This window comes from Extibacter sp. GGCC_0201, from assembly GCF_017566055.1.
In the GTDB taxonomy this organism is placed as follows: Bacteria; Bacillota; Clostridia; order Lachnospirales; family Lachnospiraceae; genus Extibacter.
This window is the reverse complement of the sequence record NZ_JABFCH010000141.1, coordinates 1-226: the sequence shown is the minus strand read 5'-3', so window position 1 is coordinate 226 and position 226 is coordinate 1. Positions and strand designations below refer to the sequence as shown.

1 protein-coding gene is annotated in these 226 nt (G+C 55.3%); it reads left to right on the top strand.

Going from position 1 to position 226, the window contains the following annotated elements; genetic code table 11:
• Positions 1-226, top strand: a 226-nt coding sequence (locus HJV72_RS19020) for an HD domain-containing protein (RefSeq protein ID WP_208073434.1), incomplete at both ends; no start/stop codon positions are given.

The window sequence follows — 226 nt, the reverse complement described above, 5'->3', positions numbered from 1 at the left end:
CGGGAATGCTCCATGATGCCGTGGAAGATACGGATATGACGCTGGAGGATGTGGCCAGAGAGTTCTGCGAGGAGGTTGCGCTTCTGGTTGATGGGGTCACAAAGCTGGGGCAGCTGTCCTATTCCCAGGATAAGCTGGAGGTACAGGCAGAGAATCTGCGTAAGATCTTTCTTGCCATGGCGAAGGATATCCGGGTCATCATCATCAAGCTGGCGGACCGGCTGCA